Source organism: Lacticaseibacillus hulanensis, from assembly GCF_004010095.1.
Taxonomy (GTDB): Bacteria; Bacillota; Bacilli; order Lactobacillales; family Lactobacillaceae; genus Lacticaseibacillus; species Lacticaseibacillus hulanensis.
Window position 1 is genome coordinate 13,960 of record NZ_RRYD01000029.1, and the last position, 18,430, is coordinate 32,389.

Below are 18,430 nucleotides of genomic sequence, written 5' to 3' on the forward strand. Positions count from 1 at the left end.
ACTTCCTTAATTTACTCAGTCTGCCCCAAAAATGTGTGCAAGCGGTGCTTTTTGCTAGAAGCATCCACCCAAATCATTCCCGACTGATTCGTCATCACCAGTGGCACATTCGCAGCGCTAAACGTCCGCAGCGTTTCTACATTTGGGTGTCCGTAACGGTTAGCCACGCCAGCCGAGATCAAGCCAACTTGTGGGTGAATCTGCTGGATGAACTCCGGTGCTGATGCCGTTTTGGAGCCATGATGGCCGACCTTCAAAAAATCAACCGCTAAGTTTTGCGGCATCAATTGTTCTTTCTCAACCGTCTGGTCGGCATCCCCCGTAAACAGCCAATTACTGTCCCCAATTGTACCATACAGAATTACCGAATTCGGATTGGTATCCTCGGTATTTATGCGATCCGGGGCGACCACGCGCAGACGCAACGGACCATATTGCAGATTACTCCCCGCCATCACGGTGTGCATCTTTGTGTGGCCATCCGCCTGCGCCTGCCTGATGGTCTCGTCATTGGCGGAAATTGGTGCGGTCACAATTTCGCGTACCCTAATGCCCTTGGTGATCACGGACGAATCGCCAACATGATCGGCATCCGGGTGCGTGAGGACCAGCGCATCAAGGTGGTTAACCCCGCGCGCCGCCAAGTAATTTAGGGTGGTACGCTTGGCCGGCGGATTGCGTGACTGACCAAACCCACGCCCACCGGTATCAATCAGCACGGTTGCGCTTTTAAACGGTGCCTCAATGATGATGGAATCCCCCTGACCAACATCAACCACCACCACGCGCCACTGCGGGTGGACGTTAACCACTAAATAGGCAATGCAGACGCCCAACAACAGCATGCGCCACTTATTCACGGCCACCGTCCGCACAACCAGCACCGTCAAAATCACGGTGAGGAGAAACGGCAACGCCCCAAAATTCAGGTACCCAGGTAATTTGGCCATGCCCGCCAGCCCGCGCTGCGCAGCAATAATCAGCTGGTTTAACCCCGCAACTAGCGGGCAACTCGGCCAAACAACGGCAAACAGCAGCGCCGGCATCAAAATCGACTCAAACAATGGCATGAGGAGCCAGTTAAAGACGAAGGTCAACAGGTGCAAACCAAACACCGCGTGCAGCAGGGGTGGCGCGCTCACCAATGCCATCCGCAGACTCTGCCGCAGCGAATTCACGCTCGGTGCGGTGATCAAGACAAAGGTCAGCAGATACGTCATCTGCCCCCCGAGGGTCCACAACATTCGCGGCTGCACAACCAGGTTAACCGCAAAGACAATACATAAATAATCAAACGTGGTTAGCGGCAGCTTGCATTTTTGTCCAACCAGTTGGGTCAAGCGCAGCCACACCGCGCGAACAATACCGGCACCGGGCGGAATAATGATGAGCATCGCTGGCAAGATACACAGCAAGGCCACATCAGTTATCTCCTTGGGGATGCGAAGGCGGTTGGTGAGTGCGTATAACATCCCCACGATGGCGAAAATATGCAGGCCCGACACGGAAAACAAATGGATGATGCCGAGCTTGCTGAAGGTCTCCCGCATCTGACCATCATCATCGAGCACCCCGAGAAGCAGCGCCTTCGCGTACAGCGCAACCTGTTTGGGCAAATTATCCATCCGCCGAAGTAGCCAGAGCCGCAGCGTGTACAGTCGGTCGACAATCCCGCTGACGGGCACCGCCTGCAACGCCAGTGTTTTGCCGGTGAAGCGGTAAGCCTGATGGTACTGCGCCCACGCGTACTTCGCGTAATCAAATTCATACAGGTTCCGTGGCCCCGCAATCCGCTCCTTTGCACCCGGATTGGCCAACAATACCGGCGTATTCAGGTGCTTAATTGTGTTTTCTCCCTGCGCATCGACGCGCCCGCCACCGGTGACGGGCACCCCGTTACTTGCCGTTCCCGTGTACGTGGCAAAGCCATCCGTGACCTTCCAGGCAGTTGGCTGCACCCGAATTGTGCCTGTCGGGATGGGCGGGCTAAGCGTTAGCTGTCGCTCATGCCACGCGCTTGCCAGCCCAATCAAGATGGCAACAATCAAAAACACTTTGGGACCGCGCCACCCCTTACGCAGACCGAACACAATGAGTAAGCCGCCAAGCCACCACGGACCCAGCACGATTAACTGGGCACCCAACAAACACACCGTCGCGGGCAACAGCCAAATCATGGGCCCACCGTCACGCTGGGCTGGATATCAGCAAAAATTTTATCCCCAATGCCACTAATATCCTTCAGCTCCTCCACCGACTTGAAGCCACCATGCTGATCGCGGTAGTCAATGATGTCTTGTGCGCGCTTGGGGCCCACCCCCGAGATGGTCTGTAAATCCGTGACGGTTGCTGTGTTCAGGTTGATTGCGGCACTACTGCTCGTTGCGCCCGCAGTCGCAGTGCTACTCCCCGTCGCACCGCCAGCAGTGCCACTAGCTGCACCACTGGCCACCTCGTCCTTCACGGGAACGGCCAGGTTCTCCTGGTCACGTGCAATTTTGGCTAAGTTCACCGCCCCCGGGTCCGCGTCCTTGGTTAAGCCTCCCGCAGCCTGCACCACATCCGCCCAGCGCGTCGTTTCTTTAACGTGGTAGAGGCCGGGATGCTTAACCGCACCGGCAATGTAGACGTAGCCACTACTGGGTGCGCTACTCGAATTGTCCACGGTCGCACTGGACGAGACACTGCTGGTTGTCTGCAGGCTGTCACTGACTGCCACAGACGTCTCATCTGGCGTATTGCGCCCCGAAAGCCAGATAATGCCGGCCGTCAGTGCGAGCAACGCCAAGGCACCGTATTGCCAATAACTTACGACCAGTTCCTTCAGCTCTTTCAATCTCGGCATTATTATCACCTCATAGAGTGATTACGCCAAGGAAAAATGCCCAGACATCACGGCAATAGTTAAGATTTGTTAAAGACCGCCTGACCTGCGTTTTCTGCACCTGCTCGTCGATAATCAAACGACCGCAGCACAATTTCACCACACAAAAAATGGCGATGCGCCACCGGTTACTTCCGGTTGACACATCGCCATTATTGACCCACAAAGTTAATCTTGGTCGGCCGGAAAACGACGGTTGAACCGCCACTTCCTGCTGCTAATTACGCTGCAGATAATCAATCGCGTCGGCAAGATTTCTGACCGGCACAATTTTCATCTTCGTGCCCATCTTCTTCGCCGCCCGTTTTGCCTCAACGTAATTATTGACGTACGTTGGGTCTTCGCGCCGCATCTGCTTCGTGGCGGGAACATCGGGGGCGAAAAAGATGGTCGCACCGGCCTTCGCCGCCGCGTAGACCTTCTTGTCAATGCCGCCAATTACGCCGACATTACCCGCATCGTCCATCGTCCCCGTGCCGGCAACGGTCCGGCCCCGGCGTAAGTTACTCCCGGTAACCTGGTCGTACACCTGGAGCGTGAACATCAATCCGGCGCTCGGCCCACCAATTGCGCCCGCGTTAATTTTTACCTTGGGCTGACTCTTGATCACCGTATGATCGGTGAGCGAAATCCCGAGACCTGCCCGTGACGTTCCTTTAAGGGGCACCAGCGGCTGCGTGGCGTGATAAGTGTGGCCCTTGTGCACATAGGTGATGGTCACCTTAGTTCCGGCCGGATGCGCCTTAATCGCGTTGATGTAATCCGCCGATTTCGCGTAATGCTTCCCGTTAATTGCGGTAATCGTGTCGCCTAGGTGCAAATCCCGGCCGAAATGCGAGTTCTTCATGATGGACATCACGTAGATACCCTTGTACTGAATCGTCACCGGTTTTTTGGCAGCGTGCATCGCGGACACAACCGCGGCGTTGGCGGCACTCTTGATGTAGTAGATCTGCAGCTCGGTGTACTCGGCGGAACTGGAGTCGCCCATCAGCTCGGATTTACTAACAAAATCGGCAAATGGCTGGGTCTTTCCCCACGCGAGCACGAGCGGCGAGGCCGGGCCAATAATGCCCACGGTCATGAGCCGGTAGCTACCACTTTGCTGATCCCGTTTGCCGTCAACTTGCACGAACTTGCTGAGCTTGTCCGCGCCACCAGGAACTTCCACGTAGTATTTGGTTGGCCACAGTGCAAGTGCGGCAACCACGACGATGGCGGTAAGGGCAATCAGCCACCGCCGCAGCCTCGAATTAGTCTTCTTGCTCTTTAGAGTCACATTCCATCACCAAATTTCTGCCGGAGTGCGGCGCTAACGTTCGCCGGAACAAACGGCGTGAGGTCCCCACCGAATGCGGCGATTTCCTTGACGATGCTGGATGAGGTGCCCACGTTATTGGCATCTGCTGGTAACAGCACGGTGGTGATGTCGGGCGCCATCTTAGCATTGGCGACCGCAATCGAATTCTCAAAGGTGTAGTCGGCCGCATCGCGCAGTCCGCGGATAATGACCTGGGCCCCCACCTGCTTGGCAAAAGCAACGGTGAGCATTTGCGGTGCCGCCACGACGCGCACCCCCGTCAGGTCCGCCGTGGCGACCTTGATCTGGGCCACGCGCTCTTCTGCGGTGAACAGCGAGGTCTTGCCGGTGTTGGTCATCACCGCAACGACCAGCTCGTCGACCAGCCGCAAGCCCTGCCGAACCGTGGCCAGGTGCCCGAGTGTGAACGGATCAAAGCTCCCTGGAAAAATACCAATACGTGTCATTTCGCATCCGCTCCCGTCAAAATGATTACTTGCGCGACCCCGTAAGTCTGTTCGCGCAGGATGGTGTAGCCGGGGATGGTTTCTGGATAGTCAACGTCCTGGCCGGTTTCAATCATAATTTTGCCACCCGGTGCCAGCATGTGTGCATCCCGAATTTGGTCAAGCTGCGCCAATGCGTGCTGCTTGGCGTACGGCGGGTCCATCATGATTAGGTCGAACTGCTTGCCCTCAGCGGCGAATTCATCGAGTGCGCGCTGGACCGGCATCTTCTTGACGGTGAACCGCTCGGGCGCCTTGGTCAATTCCACGTTGGCCTTGATGGTTTTAATCGCCGCAAACGCGGAGTCGACTAGAACTGCGTGGTCCATCCCCCGCGAAACTGCCTCAATGCCTAAACCGCCCGTGCCGGCATAGAAGTCGACCGCCTCGCCCCCATCAAAATAAGGGCCAAGCATGTTAAACATTGATTCCTTCACCTTGTCCGCGGTTGGCCGGGTTGTGGTTCCTGGCACCATTGCCAGACGTCGGCCCCTGAATTCTCCACTAATTACGCGCAAAGCAGGCACGTCCTTTCTCAATCATTGTTAATCGTCATCGTCAGCCCCAACGCGCGGCTTGACCAGAGTTCCCCGCTCGATGGCCTTACCCGCCTCGGGGTCCAATTCGTTGCGGTGTGATGGTTCCACACTGCGCACAAATCGCAACCGGCTGATTTTTTCGGTTACGTCGTCGACCTCTTCCGCATCGACGTAGATTAGGACATACTTCATCCGGCGCGACGTGTACAGGACGCTGCCATAGCGCCGCAGCTGTCGAACCTGGCGCAAACTGTGCACCCAAACGACCAGTTCCTGTCTCGGCTGAATTTCCACTATGGTGACCTCCATTCATTACTAACTATGTATGCAAGCGAGCCGCGGCCCGCTTGACTAGTCTATTCCTTGATTTCCGCCAGCAACTCGCCCGACGCAACCAGCGCCCCGGCTTCGACGTAAACGTGACTCACGGTCCCATCAATCTGGGCGTGCACGGTGGTTTCCATCTTCATAGCCTCAGAGACGAAAAGCTCGTCGCCCCGTTTAACGGCCTGCCCCGGCTTAACCATGACGGTCAAGACCCGGCCGGCCATTGGTGCACCAACTTGTGCGGGATCATTTGGTTCCGCGAGCTGGTGGGTGCCGCTACTGTGCTTGCTGCCACGATCAATCACTTCAATCTGGCGCTTCTGGCCGTTGACCGTGAAGTACAAATTCCGCAGTCCGGTCGCATCGGCCTCACCAATTGCGTCCAGACGAATCACGTACTCGCGCCCGGGGGCAACCGCCAAGCTAATCTGCTGGCCAATCCGCATTCCCTGGAAGTAAGTTGGCGTATCAAGCGCGGCAACACGGCCAAACTTACGCTGGTTTTTCAGGTAGGTCTTGAACACATCGGGGTACAAAATCGCGCTCAGGATGTCCTTCATCGATGGGTCGAGCACGCCAATCTTCTCTAGTTCAACCGCCACTTCATCAAAATCGGCTGGTTCAAGCACCTCACCCGGCCGACTCGTCAGCGGCTTGGCGCCCTTCAGCACCAGCTTCTGCAGTTTGGCGGGGAAGCCAAATGGTGGCTGGCCCAGTTCGCCCTTGAAGAAGTTGACTACGGATTCAGGGAAGTCAAGGTCCTCGCCCCGTTCCAGAACGTCCTTGGCACTGAGCTTGTTTTGAACCATGAACAACGCCATATCGCCGACCACCTTGGAACTTGGTGTGACCTTGATGATGTCGCCGAACAGTTTGTTCACCTCGGCGTATTTATCCATGACCTCGTTGAAGTCCTTGACCCCAACCCCCTGAGCCTGTTGCTGCAGGTTGGTGTACTGGCCACCGGGCATCTCCACGTCGTAAATACGCGTGATTGGGCCCGAGACATTGTTGGCAAAATCGGTGTAGTACGGCCGAATCTGCCGGAAGTAATCATTAACGTGTTCCGCCGCCTCGACGTCAAGATTTGGCTGGCGCTTGTTACCACTCAGCGCGTGGTAGAGGCTCTCCAAACTCGGCTGACTGGTGGTGCCGGAAAAACTCGACTGGGCAACGTCAACAACATCGACCCCGGATTCCGCCGCGGCCATGTACGTTGCCAGCCCGGTGCCCGTGGTGTCGTGCGTGTGCAGATGAACGGGAATCGTCACCGCATCCTTGAGTGCGCTGATTAGTACCCGTGCGGCTTCCGGTGTGAGCAACGCGGCCATATCCTTCACGGCCAGCATATCAGCACCAGCGGCCTCCAGATTCTTGGCTAGGTCCACGTAGTACTTCAGTGTGTAGTGCGGGTGGGCATCGCTCAAAATATCGCCGGTGTAGCAAATCGTCGCCTCGGCAATCTTGCCGGTTTCCTTAACTGCGGCGATACTTGGTTCCAATTGCTGCAGCCAGTTCAGGCTGTCAAAGATGCGGAAAACGTCAATCCCAGTTTTCGCGGCCTCCCGAATGAACTGCTTAATCACGTTGTCTGGATAGTTCTTGTAACCAACGGCGTTACTGCCACGGAAGAGCATCTGCAGCAGCGTGTGCGGCAAGGCCTTGCGCAGATATGCGAGTCGCTGCCATGGGTCCTCATTCAAGAAGCGGTAGGCAACGTCAAAGGTCGCCCCGCCCCACATCTCTGCGGAAAAAAGGTTCGGCAGTGCGTTGCTGTACTCGCCTGCAACTCGGAGCATGTCGTGTGTGCGCATGCGCGTCGCAAACAGGCTCTGGTGGGCGTCACGAAAACTGGTGTCCGTCAGTAGCAGTTTTGGCTGGTGCAGCACCCAGTCCGTGACCGCCTTAGCGCCACTATCGTGCAGCAGCTGCACCAAATCAGTGTCTGGCTTCCGCTCCGGCAACTCATCCTTGAAGACGAGTTCCGGGTACACGTGCGGCTTTTTAGGCTCCTTGCCCTGGAAACCGTTGACCGTGACGTCCCCAATGTAAGTCAGCACCTCGTTGGACTGGCTGGTTTGGGGCTTGAAGGTGAACAACTCGGGACTGTTGTCGATGAAACGTGTCTCGGCCTTCCCGCTCCGGAAAGTTGGGTGGCTAATGACGGTCTCGAGGAATGGCAGGTTCGTTTTGACCCCAATAATCCGGAATTCGTGCAGCACGCGGTCCATCTTGGCGCACGCGGCCGCAAAGTTAAATCCGGTCACGCTGGCCTTAACGAGCAGGGAATCGAAGAACGGACTGACAACGGCACCGGCGTAGGCATTACCAACGTCCAGACGCACCCCGAGACCACCTGGTGAACGGTATGTCGTAATCGTCCCGGTGTCCGGCATGAAGTTGTTCAGCGGGTCTTCAGTGGTAATCCGGCACTGAATGGCGGCACCGTGCACCGTCAGTTCGTCCTGATGCGGCCAGCCGAGGTCGGCAAACAGGTCGGCACCAGCGGCAACCTGCAACTGCGCCTGAACGATATCCAGACCCGTAATTGCTTCAGTAACCGTGTGTTCAACCTGGATGCGGGGATTAACTTCAATGAAGTAGAACTTCCCGTTTTCAACCAGGAATTCAATGGTCCCCGCGTTCTCGTAGCCCATCTTGTGCATGAACTTCGCCGCCGCCGTGCAAATCTCGTTCCGCAGCGTCAGGGGCAGCCCCACAGCCGGTGCAATTTCAACCACCTTCTGGTTCCGCCGCTGCACGGAGCAGTCGCGCTCGAACAGGTGCAACAGGTGGCCGTGACTGTCACCCATCACCTGTACTTCGATGTGCTTGGCGTGTTCGATGTAGCGCTCAATGTACATCCGGTCGTCACCAAAACTGGTCAGCGCTTCGGACTTAGCCAGTGGGTAGACGTGCTCGAGTTCAGTCTGGTTGCGCACAACCCGCATCCCGCGACCACCACCACCACTGGCGGACTTCAGCATCAGTGGGAAGCCGTACTGATCCGCGAACGCCTGGATTTCGGCAAAATCGCGGGTTGGCTCCGGCGTTCCGGGAATTGTCTGCAGACCACTAGCAACGGCAGCGTTCTTTGCGGCCACCTTGTCACCAAAGACCTTGAGCAATTCCGTGCTTGGCCCAACGAACGTTAACCCGGCCGCCCGGACCTTTGCCGCGAATTCGGCGTTTTCACTTAAGAGTCCATACCCAGGGTGAATTGCATCCGCACCACTTTGCTTGGCGATGCGAATAATGTCATCCATGTCGAGGTATGCGGCGATGGGCTGCCGTCCCGCCCCCACTTGGTATGATTCTTGAGCCTTGAAGCGGTGAATGGACAGGCTATCTTCTTTTGCGTAAATCCCAACTGTTTTGAGACCCAATTCCTCACAAGCACGGAAAATGCGAATGGCAATTTCGCCACGGTTAGCAACGAGAACTTTTTGCATCAGTTGTTTAACTCCTTCGCTTCTTTGTTTAAATCCCGATCATGCGCTTCCGCCGCGGAAACATTCAGCACAATGCCCATAGACGCAGCGAGAATGATCATACTACTACCACCATAACTGATGAACGGTAAGGTCACACCCGTGATGGGCAGTAAACCTAGCACCGCACCAACATTGAAACTCATCTGAACAAAAATCATTGTGGCAATCCCGTACATCAGCATCGTCCTGTACGCACTGCGGGACCGAATGCCAATCCGCAGAATCCGCCAGATTAGAAATACCAGCAGGCCAATCACGACCAGTCCACCAATCATCCCTAGCTCTTCGCTGATGACCGACAGGATAAAGTCGGTGTATGGTTCGGGCAGGTAACCCAGCTTCATCTGGCTGTTCCCGAGCCCGACCCCGAACAGCCCGCCGTGGTTGATGGCGTACATCGAGTTCACGAGCTGCTTGCCGGCGCCACGCTGCATGGCAAACGGGTTGGCCGCAGCCAGCAGCCGCTTGCCCTGGTACGAATGGCTGAGAAAGCCGCTCAGCTTGGTGATGGCCAGATAGTAGGCGCCACCCGCAAAGGCAGCCCCGAAGCCAAAAATTCCCAGCCCGAGCGTGATGCGAAAGCCACTAGCAACCACCATGACCACAACGATGGTCATGATGATCATGAGGCCCCCGGTATCGGGCTGCAGCAGCACCAGCATGGCAATGAAGACCGTCAGCCCGAGTGGCCACGCAAGCTGTTTAATCGCCTTAACGACCGGATTGCGCCCGATAACGTGCTGCCGCCGGTCCAAGATGCGGGCCAGATACAAAATAATTACTAATTTGGCAATTTCGGAGGGCTGGATGTTAAATCCGGCAACCGAAATCCACGCGCTCGCCCCGTTGACTGACCGGCCAAAGAGCAGCAGGTACAGCAACATGATGATATCCGCGATGATTGCGATGGCCAAAATCCCCGGGCTCTTCCATATCTTCAGTTTCGAAAAATAGACGAATGCACACACGGCAAATCCAGCAACGATAAAAATCAGTTGTTTAATCAGGATTGTCGTGTTCGTATCGACCCCTTTACCACGCAAACCACTCGCGGAAAAGACCATGATGGCACTAATGAGACATAAAGCTAGGTACGGCACGAGCACGTAGTAGTCAATATAGCGGATTTTCCAACTCACAGGAATCCGTCCTTTCAGCATACAATTGCGACTATTATATCATAGGCACAAGCATTTCGGCCGCAATGACCGCGTCCCAATCCGCTTCTTGTCTATTAATTTTAAGAAATTGGTGCCGAACGTTCGCCTTTGTTTCCCATTTCCCAATATTTCGTCACAATTGGCAGACTGCGACAAAAAAACTCCCACGCATAAACGTGAGAGTTTTCCTGAATTATTATTATGCCTTAGCAGCGTTCATCTTGCGACGCTTGTCAGACTTGGTCCGTTCACCGGTGTTCAAAATCTTCTTACGGAGACGGATGCTCTGCGGAGTTACTTCACAGTATTCATCGTCGTTCAAGAATTCGATGGAAGATTCGAGGGTCATCTGCTTAGGGGTCTTGATAGCAGCAGCGTGGTCCTTACCAGAAGCACGGGTGTTGGTCAGGTTCTTACCCTTCGTGACGTTGACAGCGATGTCGCTTTCACGGGAGTTCTGCCCAACAATCATCCCTTCGTAGACTTCGGTCCCGGCATCAATGAAGAGGACACCACGGTCTTCAACACTCTGGAGGGAGTAAGTCGTTGCGGTCCCAGCATTGATGGAAACCAGGGCACCGTTGCTACGGCCTGGTTCCCAGTTCTTAATCACTGGAGCGTACTTTTCGAAGGTGTGGTTCATGATCCCATAACCACCAGTAGCGGAAAGGAATTCGGTTGAGTAACCGATCAGACCACGGGAAGGAACGAGGAAGGACAGACGTGTCTGGCCGTTACCTTCGTTTTCCATGTTCTGCATTTCACCCTTACGCTGGGACATAGCGTCAATAACGGTCCCAGTGTACTGTTCAGGTGTGTCAATTTGAACCATTTCGTAAGGTTCGCACATCACACCATCAACTTCGCGGTAGATAACTTGTGGGCGACCAAGCTGAAGTTCAAAGCCTTCACGGCGAAGTTCTTCAACAAGGATGGACAAGTGCAATTCACCACGACCGGAAACTTCCCACATACCGGCAGTATCCGTGTTTTCAACGCGGAGGGAAACGTCGGTCTGGAGCTGCTGACGGAGACGGTCTTCGAGCTTACGTGCGGTAACGTTCTTACCTTCACGACCAGCAAAAGGACTGTCGTTAGCAAGGAAGAGCATCTGCAGCGTAGGTTCGTCAATCCGCAAGATAGGAAGTGCTTCTTCGTGGTCGGTTGCCGCAACGGTTTCCCCAACAAAGATATCATCCATCCCAGAAACGGCAATCAAATCGCCGGCCTTTGCTTCGTTGATTTCAACACGGTGCAAACCGAAGAAACCAAAGAGCTTGGTGACACGGAAGTTCTTGGTTGAGCCGTCAAGCTTCATAACGGTAACGGAATCACCAATCTTGATCTTACCGCGGAAGACACGGCCAATCCCGATACGACCGAGGTAATCGTTGTAGTCAAGCATGGAAACTTGGAACTGCAAAGGTTCGTCGGAGTTATCAATTGGGGCTGGAATCGTCTTAACGATTGTGTCAAACAGTGGGTCCATCGTGTGCTTCTGGGTGGACAGGTCTTCATCAAGACTCGTCGTCCCGTTGATAGCAGAAGCGTAAACGATTGGGAATTCGAGCTGATCATCGTCAGCACCGAGTTCGATGAAGAGTTCAAGTACTTCATCAACAACTTCTTCAGGACGAGCGCCTGGACGGTCAATCTTGTTAATAACAACGATTGGGGTCAGGTGCTGTTCAAGTGCCTTCTTCAGAACGAAACGTGTCTGAGGCATGGTCCCTTCGAAAGCGTCAACGACGAGTAAAACCCCGTCAACCATCTTCATAATACGTTCAACTTCACCACCGAAGTCGGCGTGCCCTGGTGTGTCCAGGATGTTGATGGTCGTGTCTTTGTACTTGACCGCCGTGTTCTTACTCAGGATGGTAATCCCGCGTTCCTTTTCAATTGGGTTAGTATCCATGGCACGGTCCCCGATCTGGGTGTGCTGGTCAAGTGTATCAGACTGCTTTAGCATTTCGTTAACCAGGGTTGTCTTCCCGTGGTCAACGTGGGCAATAATCGCAATGTTACGAATGTCGTCGCGTGTTTTCAATGGTGGCCTTCCTCTCGCGTATCTATTTTTCCGTGATTATGGGGTCGTCTTTGACCCCAACATACAAATTAGCAGTATAGCACAGTCTCGGTGAAATGTACTGTTTACTGAAAATAAACTTTCAAATTCACTTGAAACTTTCACTATTTAGTTCAATTTACCGGTTTCATCCGCACCGTACTTCCCGGTGCCGCCTTCCGCGCAGCTTGCACCGTGCGGTAGGTTGAATAGTCAGTTAGCTCTGCAAACTCACGGTCGTACTGCTTTTCCGTTGCCTTATCGGGCACAACCTGCTTAAACCCACTGTACGCTGCGAGCAGGTTTTCCCGATTAACCCCACGCTCGTACGCATCCTCGACCTGGGTGTAAAACGTCGTGACCGCAATCATTTCATCCTTGGTCCAGTCAAGATCAAGTGGGTAAGTGTAGTTTGGTTTCACTAATTAACGCTCCTCTTATTATAACGCTTTTTTATGGTGCTCACCCGCCCCACATTTGCCGAGCGGGAATTTTTTCCAGAACAAAGGGTCGCACTTTGCGAGCGACCCCCTGCTGGTTAAATCCTTGAATTATATTGATTGAGCATATTGAGTCTGCAACCACGAGACTGGTCCCTGGTTGTGCCGGAAAGCTATCGCACGCTCTCGACTGACCATATGGGCCATCGTGCCGGCAAGCTTGCTCACCTTCATCATCGTCGCGATTAGTACCCGTGCGGCGCTGGTCAAAGCAACGTCCGCGAAGTACTGAATTCTCGGCAAAATAACACCAGCAGGGCGAATCGCCGCCAGAGCACGCACAAAATCAAGTAAATCCTCAATTGTGAACGCCTTGCTGGTCACGTTCATTTCCCGTGCCAGCTTCCGGTCGGTCCCCACTGCCACAACAATTGCGACCACGTCGTCTGTTACCGTCTCACCGGCGCCAATGACGTGCTGATTCACCCGCACATCAACCGGAGCAATTGCACCACTTCCGAGAACCAGTACATCGCCAGCAACCAAATCAGCGACAGACACGCGGCGAATGAGACCTTCACGAACTACTTGAACGCGCTCGTGCTGATCATTAACAACCGCAACTGCTGCGCGCAACCGCAACATAGCCCAAACTACAAGCATTCCGCCAAGAATGCTCACTACAACAATCGCGTAAATCCCCAAGACCAATTCGGCCAACACGCCTGCTGCAAGAACCGTCGCTGCCAGTGGCAACAACACGTTCCATGCGCGGGTGACCATTGGTTCGGTGCTCCGCATTGCACGCAGGCGCCGAACTTCTGTCTGGGAAAGTCCGCTGTTTACAAATTTCAGCATCGTCCTTACCCTCCTTATACCGGAGGCGTGACGATGACCGCTACCCTAAAATATTAAACTACTACCACCTTAAGGCAGGCGGTACAACGTCACGACTTCCGGGATCTGCGTTGTCCGAATTATTTCCAGGTTTAGTTTCGTGTGTCATTGTACTCACCTACCTTTCGGGTGCCAGTCTGACAAGGGCTACGCACCACATACTTTTCTGAATTTATTATACCGCCAAATAACAAGCTGGGTCAAACTATTTGTAAGTAACTTGCGCAAAAAATCGTGGCTAACCTGCATTAAATCAGCACTTTGCTAGCGCGAATCGTTAGCATTATCGGCCTTTTTATGCTACGCTGTTTACAGAAATAGATAGCAGGAGGCACATACCGTGTTTTTAATGAAAGATATCGTTCGCGACCCCAACCCTGTGTTGCGTGCCACCGCCAAACAACTCACTTTTCCGCTTAGTGATGCGGACAAGCAACTTGCCCACGACCTAATGGAATACCTGGTCATCAGTCAGGACGAGGAAGAAAACAAAAAATATAAATTACGTCCGGGTGTTGGCCTGGCCGCACCCCAAGTGGATCGCTCTGTTGCCATGACCGCCGTTTTGATTCCAGATGACGATGGCGGCATCTTCTTGCAGGACGTGCTCGTCAACCCCCGCGTTGTCAGCCACTCCGTTCAGAGTGCGGCGCTTGCTGAAGGTGAAGGTTGCCTGTCAGTTGACGACCCCCACCCTGGTTATGTTCCCCGTCACGACCGTGTCACCATTAAGTACAACACGCTTGACGGTGAGGAAAAGAAGTTGCGGCTCAAGCACTACCCCGCAATCGTCGTTCAGCACGAAATCGACCACCTGAATGGCATCTTGTTCTACGATCACATTCGCAAGGACAAGCCGTTCGAACTGGAAGACCCACAAGGCATTCTCCTCAGCTAACCTAAAAAGAGCACGTGTTCAGCCACAGTGGCCGGATACGTGCTCTTTTTTTGTCGGCTCGCCAAGTTAGTTTAGCTTGCGCAAATCGTTGACGTAACCCCTAGTGCTCATGTTCACCATCAGTGTGACATCGACGTTAAGTTCACCGTTTCGAATCCACACGTCGGTTAGTTCAAGTAGGTCGCGGGGAATCTGGCTGAATGCTGTGCGCACCTGCTCCACCGTCAAGTCACCCTTGACTGGCACCCGGAAATTCGTGAGGGCAAGATTGCGCCCCCAGACCTTGTCCACGGGGTGACCATTAACAGGATTCAGCCCAAGTTCCTTCAATACGGGCTTAACCAGTTTGTTCGTTGAATCTAACCAGCGTGTTTCCCGCCGCCGTTCAACCAACCGGATTCCCGCAATAATCACTAAGATAATAATAATCAAACAAACAATGAAGATGATTTTCGGATCCATGGCTCACCCCTCTTTTCTGCCACCCTAATTATCGCACATTAACGAACTGTGCCCCAAGATATTGATAATACTTTAATGAATGCTTATCCGCGGATTGACCGAGGCCTTCTATATGGAAGAAACCACGCGCTTATTGGCACTTTTCTTCCCTCACCCAACACATTATGCTAGAATGTTAGTAACGTTTGGCTTTTTGCCAACAATGTGCGGGTATAAACACAAAAATCCTCAGCGTGAGGACCACTTTTTGTGTACTTGAAAGGAGAACCATTTTTATGATTTACAAAGTACTTTTCCAGCCTAACAAAATTGAGAACCCACGTCGCGAAAACACGCGCTCAATTTACATTGAGGCCGATTCTGCTGTTGCAGCACGTGCGCTCGTTGAAAACAAGACCGACTACAACATTGAACTTATTCAGGAACTGAGCGGCGACTTCCTTGCCTACGAACAGCAGTCTCCTGAATTCAAAATTACGGAGTTATAGTCTATGAAGCTCAACATCAAGAAAAATGAAACCGCGGCGTTTGCCGTCGGTGGTTTGGGTGAAATTGGTAAAAACACGTATGGCATTCAGTACCAAGACGAAATTGTCGTAATCGACGCCGGAATTAAGTTCCCCGAAGACGACCTGCTCGGGATTGATTACGTTATTCCTGATTACTCCTACCTGGTGCAGAACAAGGACAAGATTAAGGCCCTCGTTATCACGCACGGTCACGAAGACCACATCGGGGGTATTCCTTACTTCCTGAAGGCCCTGCCTGACGTGCCGGTATACGCCCCACCGCTTGCGGCCGCCCTCATTCGGGGTAAGCTGGAAGAACACGGGATTCTGCGGTCAACCAAGCTTGTCGAAATCGACGAAGACAGTGTCCTCAAGTTCGACAACATGTCCGTCGACTTCTTCCGCACGACCCACAGTATTCCTGACACCCTCGGGATTGCGGTGCACACGCCAAATGGTGTAATTGTGGAAACCGGGGACTTCAAGTTCGACCTGACCCCAGTTGGTGATCAGCCTTCGCCTAACCTGCAGCGGATGGCCCGTCTCGGTGAGGAAGGCGTCTTGCTCCTCATGTCCGACAGTACGAACGCCGAAATCCCGAACTTCACCAAGTCGGAGCGGTTTGTTGGTCATTCCATTCGCCACATTTTTGAAGGCATCGAGGGCCGCATCATCTTTGCCACCTTCGCCTCCAACATTTCCCGTGTGGCCCAGGCAGCTGAGGCAGCCATGAACAATGGCCGCAAGATTGCCGTGTTCGGACGGTCAATGGAAACCGCAATCGTGAATGGCCGTGAACTTGGCTACCTTGATATTCCAGACGACGTCCTCGTTGACGCCCACGAACTCAACCGCCTGCCAGCCGACAAGGTCATGATTCTGTGTACCGGGTCGCAAGGTGAACCAATGGCCGCCCTTTCGCGGATTGCTAACGGTACCCACCGGCAGATTAGTATCCAGCCCGGCGACACGGTCGTCTTCTCAAGTAACCCAATTCCTGGGAACACGACCAGCGTGAACGCCGTCATCAACCAACTGGAAGCAGCCGGCGCCAACGTCATCCACGGTAAGATTAACAACATCCACACGTCTGGTCACGGTGGTCAGGAAGAACAAAAGCTGATGCTTCGGCTGATGAAGCCTAAGTTCTTCATGCCATGCCACGGTGAATACCGGATGCAGAAGATTCACACCGAACTGGCGCAGCTCTGTGGGGTTCCCGAGGAAAACACGTTCATCATGGAAAATGGTGACGTCCTCGCCCTCACTGAGAACTCAGCGCGCCGTGCCGGCCACTTCCCTGCTGGTGATGTTTACATCGACGGTAGCGGAATTGGGGACATCGGTAATGCCGTCATTCGTGATCGGCGGATGCTCTCTGAAGAAGGCCTAGTTGTGGTCGTTGCGACCATCAACATGCAAAAGCACACGGTTCTTGCCGGTCCTGACCTGCTCTCCCGCGGATTTGTCTACATGCGTGAATCCGGCGAGCTGATTAATCAGGCCCAGCGCCAGATTTATAAGACCATCAAGACGACTTTTAACGATAACGAGAAGGTATCCGAGGCAATGCTCAAGGACGCCATCACTAATGCGTTGTCAGAATTCCTGTTCAAGCGGACAGAGCGCCGACCAATTATTATTCCAATGTTGATTACGCTCTAACCAATCAATGCGTTCGGCTCAGGTCGAACGCATTTTTTGTGGCAAAATTTCAACGCGTAACTGGATCTTTTCCCATGATTGGCAGGCGCACAACGTCGGACTTTCCCGCTGATAATGAGACGAATTGCCACTTATTGTTCATTACCTAACGATGGCAGCCCCGTTACAGTTGTGTTTCAATGGGCAGACCGGTATACTTTTATGTAGAGTAAATTTTTCGGAGGTTCGTTATGCCCTACCTGTACATCATTTTCAATCCAGGTGCTGGTTCACGAACTGCGGGGGCAGCCTGGCAGGTAGTTAAGCAGCGGTTAGCCGAGACTAACACAGAATTTGCGGTACGCGTTGTCCAGCATCACGGGCACACTGAACAACTGGCCCATCAGGTAGGTGAGTTTGCGGCACATAAGGATGGGGTCATGGTCGTCATTGGCGGGGATGGCACGCTCAACCAGGCGGTCAACGGTCTCCGCGCTTCGGGGAACACAACGATGCCCCTCGCCTACGTTCCGGCGGGCAATGACGTGGACTTCGCCTCGGCAGCGGGAATCAGCACCGATCCGCTCACGGCAATCAACCAGATTCTCGATACCGAAAAGCCGCGCACCATCCACATCGGGCATTACAAGGAGTTGACCTACAAGTCATCTGGCTATTTTGTCAGCACACTTGGCGTTGGCCTCGACGCAGCGGTGGTTTACGCAAGTGGCGGGACCACGAGCTTGCCCGTGCTGCGGCATCGACGCGTTAACCGGGGCGTCCGCATTGCCCAGCTGCTGTCCGCATTTGTGAACCGTCAGCCATTTGGTGCAGCGATTCACCACAACGGGAAGAACGAGTTAATCGGCGACCTGTTAATCTGCACCGCGCTGGTTCACCCCTACTATGCGGGCATGAAGCTGGACACAAAGAACACGCTAGAAACGCCCGGCATCGACTTACTTGCGGTGCGGGACGTGAACATCTTCCACCTATTGTTCCTGCTGTTCATGCTGATAATCGGCAAGCCGAAAGAAACGAGCGCAATTCACCACTACTACGGTAACCACCTCCGCATGACTACAAACACGCTGGAGTTCGGCCACGTCGACGGCCACGAACTTGGCAGCCGCCTCTTCGACCTCGAACTCAGCACGGTACCACAACTACTGTGGCAATAACTCTGTCCGGCTTAAGTAGTTTTGTGGAGGTATACCAGTGGGAGGCTCCGCGTTGTGGGGTTTGGCCTCCGGGTCCGGGCTGGGCCTCGGGTGTGCTTCGCCGTGGTCGCTGTGGCGGTCGTCT

General features: G+C 54.0%; 16 protein-coding genes. 4 read left to right on the forward strand and 12 right to left on the reverse strand.

Annotated features, from left to right (window positions below; genetic code table 11):
- Positions 1 to 11 precede the first annotated feature (11 nt).
- From EKN00_RS08105 to EKN00_RS08155, 11 genes are all read right to left on the reverse strand, one after another.
- Positions 12 to 2,177 carry a DNA internalization-related competence protein ComEC/Rec2 gene (locus EKN00_RS08105; RefSeq protein ID WP_127849633.1) on the reverse strand — a complete coding sequence of 722 codons (2,166 nt, stop codon included), beginning with the start codon at positions 2,175 to 2,177 and terminating at the stop codon, positions 12 to 14.
- Positions 2,174 to 2,845, reverse strand: a complete 672-nt coding sequence (locus tag EKN00_RS08110) for a helix-hairpin-helix domain-containing protein (RefSeq protein WP_127849634.1) — start codon at positions 2,843 to 2,845, stop codon at positions 2,174 to 2,176. The genes EKN00_RS08105 and EKN00_RS08110 overlap by 4 nt, the downstream gene beginning before the upstream one ends.
- A gap of 256 nt (positions 2,846 to 3,101) precedes the next feature.
- The gene (locus tag EKN00_RS08115; RefSeq protein ID WP_241559478.1) at positions 3,102 to 4,163 is read right to left on the reverse strand and encodes a SepM family pheromone-processing serine protease; all 1,062 of its coding nucleotides are present in this window, start codon (positions 4,161 to 4,163) and stop codon (positions 3,102 to 3,104) included.
- Positions 4,160 to 4,651 carry a pantetheine-phosphate adenylyltransferase gene (gene coaD / locus EKN00_RS08120; protein WP_127849635.1) on the reverse strand — a complete coding sequence of 164 codons (492 nt, stop codon included), beginning with the start codon at positions 4,649 to 4,651 and terminating at the stop codon, positions 4,160 to 4,162. The genes EKN00_RS08115 and coaD overlap by 4 nt, the downstream gene beginning before the upstream one ends.
- Positions 4,648 to 5,217: a 16S rRNA (guanine(966)-N(2))-methyltransferase RsmD gene (rsmD, locus tag EKN00_RS08125; RefSeq protein WP_277749632.1), complete on the reverse strand. Its 570-nt coding sequence runs from the start codon at positions 5,215 to 5,217 to the stop codon at positions 4,648 to 4,650. The genes coaD and rsmD overlap by 4 nt, the downstream gene beginning before the upstream one ends.
- Positions 5,218 to 5,235: 18 nt before the next feature.
- Positions 5,236 to 5,523: a YlbG family protein gene (locus EKN00_RS08130; RefSeq protein ID WP_241559479.1), complete on the reverse strand. Its 288-nt coding sequence runs from the start codon at positions 5,521 to 5,523 to the stop codon at positions 5,236 to 5,238.
- A 62-nt stretch (positions 5,524 to 5,585) separates the two neighbouring features.
- Positions 5,586 to 9,008 carry a pyruvate carboxylase gene (locus EKN00_RS08135; RefSeq protein ID WP_127849638.1) on the reverse strand — a complete coding sequence of 1,141 codons (3,423 nt, stop codon included), beginning with the start codon at positions 9,006 to 9,008 and terminating at the stop codon, positions 5,586 to 5,588.
- Complete coding sequence (locus tag EKN00_RS08140) at positions 9,008 to 10,189, reverse strand: FtsW/RodA/SpoVE family cell cycle protein (protein ID WP_241559480.1); 1,182 nt, start codon at positions 10,187 to 10,189, stop codon at positions 9,008 to 9,010. Before EKN00_RS08140 ends, EKN00_RS08135 begins: the two co-directional genes overlap by 1 nt.
- Positions 10,190 to 10,409: 220 nt before the next feature.
- A complete protein-coding gene (gene typA, locus EKN00_RS08145) occupies positions 10,410 to 12,257 on the reverse strand; it encodes a translational GTPase TypA (RefSeq protein WP_127849640.1) in 1,848 nt (615 codons plus the stop codon).
- A 152-nt stretch (positions 12,258 to 12,409) separates the two neighbouring features.
- The gene (locus EKN00_RS08150) at positions 12,410 to 12,697 is read right to left on the reverse strand and encodes a UPF0223 family protein (protein ID WP_127849641.1); all 288 of its coding nucleotides are present in this window, start codon (positions 12,695 to 12,697) and stop codon (positions 12,410 to 12,412) included.
- A 129-nt stretch (positions 12,698 to 12,826) separates the two neighbouring features.
- On the reverse strand, positions 12,827 to 13,573 hold the full coding sequence (locus tag EKN00_RS08155; RefSeq protein ID WP_127849642.1) for a P-type ATPase actuator domain-containing protein: 747 nt from the start codon (positions 13,571 to 13,573) through the stop codon (positions 12,827 to 12,829).
- Between the two features lie 379 nt (positions 13,574 to 13,952).
- Here EKN00_RS08155 and def point away from each other — a divergent pair, with 379 nt between their 5' ends.
- Positions 13,953 to 14,510, forward strand: a complete 558-nt coding sequence (gene def / locus EKN00_RS08160) for a peptide deformylase (protein ID WP_127849643.1) — start codon at positions 13,953 to 13,955, stop codon at positions 14,508 to 14,510.
- Positions 14,511 to 14,576: 66 nt separating this feature from the next.
- Here the strand turns inward: def and EKN00_RS08165 are convergent, their stop codons facing one another.
- Entirely contained in the window at positions 14,577 to 14,972 is a 396-nt protein-coding gene (locus EKN00_RS08165) for a hypothetical protein (protein ID WP_127849644.1), read from the reverse strand.
- Positions 14,973 to 15,247: 275 nt separating this feature from the next.
- Here EKN00_RS08165 and EKN00_RS08170 point away from each other — a divergent pair, with 275 nt between their 5' ends.
- The 3 genes from EKN00_RS08170 (at position 15,248) to EKN00_RS08180 (ending at position 18,306) form a co-directional block, all read left to right on the forward strand.
- Positions 15,248 to 15,460, forward strand: coding sequence for a DNA-directed RNA polymerase subunit epsilon (locus EKN00_RS08170; RefSeq protein WP_127849645.1), 213 nt, complete (start codon positions 15,248 to 15,250; stop codon positions 15,458 to 15,460).
- A gap of 3 nt (positions 15,461 to 15,463) precedes the next feature.
- The gene (rnjA, locus tag EKN00_RS08175) at positions 15,464 to 17,146 is read left to right on the forward strand and encodes a ribonuclease J1 (RefSeq protein ID WP_127849646.1); all 1,683 of its coding nucleotides are present in this window, start codon (positions 15,464 to 15,466) and stop codon (positions 17,144 to 17,146) included.
- A gap of 230 nt (positions 17,147 to 17,376) precedes the next feature.
- The gene (locus EKN00_RS08180; RefSeq protein ID WP_127849647.1) at positions 17,377 to 18,306 is read left to right on the forward strand and encodes a diacylglycerol/lipid kinase family protein; all 930 of its coding nucleotides are present in this window, start codon (positions 17,377 to 17,379) and stop codon (positions 18,304 to 18,306) included.
- Positions 18,307 to 18,430 lie beyond the last annotated feature (124 nt).